This window comes from Endozoicomonas sp. ONNA1, from assembly GCF_024606325.1.
GTDB lineage: Bacteria > Pseudomonadota > Gammaproteobacteria > Pseudomonadales > Endozoicomonadaceae > Endozoicomonas_A.
The window spans coordinates 1-1,470 of the sequence record NZ_JAHHPN010000777.1 but is presented as its reverse complement, the minus strand read 5'-3'; the positions used below and the strand labels follow the sequence as shown (position 1 = coordinate 1,470).

The following is a 1,470-nucleotide window of genomic DNA, read 5'->3' as shown; positions in this document are numbered from 1 at the left end:
GTCAATTCGGCCATTGAAGCCAAAGAGAACCGTCAGTATCGCAAACAAAAGATCGGAATGAAGCCGGGAATGAAGGGAGTCACCCCGTTCCCACGCTGGAGAGAGTTTTGCGACACCCTTTTTACGGCGGGGAGGATGTCAAAAGAGGTTTTGTCGAAGTCATGGCCGGTGCTCTGGTGCGCACAAGTTATCGTGCTGAGTAAATGTTTCATAAGAATAATGTGGGTCCGGGCTAATGAGTGAGAGTAAACAATCAGTCATCCATCATTAGTTCGGTGATTTTCGTCGGATCATCTTGATTGATGGTCAAAACATGGCCATCGGCGCTGGGGATGGCTAATCGAGTAGCATCAGGATGGGAAATGGTGGCTTTTTTATCCCATGATCCATCGCTGTTCTGACCATAAATTTTCGCAGTTCCATCGAAACTGGCGGTGACCACATGGCGGCCATCGACGCTAAAGGTGGCTGATCTGATATCCCAAGTATGAGAGATGATGGCTTTTTCTTTCCATGATCCATCGTCCTTCTGACCGTAGATTTTCACTGTATTATCTCCACTACGGGTGATCAGATGGCGGCTATCGGCGCTGAATTTGACTGACAAGACTGTTTTGTCATGGGAAATGATGGCTTTTTCCTCCCATGATCCATTGTCGTCTTTTTGACCATAGAGTTTCGCCTTGCCATCATCACTGCCAGTCAATACATGGCGGCTATCTGGGCTGAAGGTGGTCGAGTTGACCCTGTCATTATGGGAAATAGTCGCTTTTATTTCCCACGACCCATCGTCAGCCAGGCCATGGATTATCACCTTGTTATCGAGATTGGCGGTCAATACACAGCGGTCATTGGTGCTGAAGGCTGCTAAGTGTAACCAGTTGTTGAAAGAAATAGTGGTTTTTTCTTCCCATAAACCATCGTCCAGGCCATAGATTTTCAGCTTGTTATCTCTGCTGCAGGTCAACACATAGCGGCCACTTGGGCTGAAGCTAGCCGAGATGACCTCGTCGTCATGGGTAATAGTGGCTTCTACTGCCCATGACCCATCGTCCCCTCGGCCATAAATTTTCGCCTTGCCATCATTACTGGCGGTCAGCACATAGCGGCTATCGGCGCTGAAGGTGGCCGATTCGACGGGACGATCGTGGCGAATAATGGCTTCTTCTACCCATGAGCCATCGTCGCTCAGGCCATAAATTTTCGCCTTGCAATCTCCACTGGCGGTCACTACATAGCGACCATCGGCACTGAAGCTGGCTGAGTAGACATGGCGATGATGGGAAATGGTCACTTTTTCTTCCCATGACCCATCGTCCTTTTTGCCATAAATTATCGCCTTGTAATCGCTAATGGTGGTCAACAGGTATCGGCCATTGGTGCTGAAGGTGAGCGTTATGACGTAGTCATCATGGGAGAAAGTGCCTTTTGGTTGCCATGATCCATCGCTCTTTTGGCCGAAGATTCTCA

The 1,470-nt window shown here is 48.8% G+C and carries 2 protein-coding genes; one reads left to right on the top strand and one right to left on the bottom strand.

Going from position 1 to position 1,470, the window contains the following annotated elements; all coding sequences use genetic code 11:
* On the top strand, positions 1 to 243 hold a 243-nt coding region (locus KDK19_RS18655; RefSeq protein WP_257292585.1), incomplete at its 5' end, for a hypothetical protein.
* Positions 244 to 253: 10 nt separating this feature from the next.
* On the opposite strand, the gene KDK19_RS18650 is transcribed toward KDK19_RS18655, so the two are convergent.
* Positions 254 to 1,470 (bottom strand): WD40 repeat domain-containing protein (locus KDK19_RS18650; RefSeq protein WP_257292584.1); only part of this gene is annotated, 1,217 nt, incomplete at its 5' end.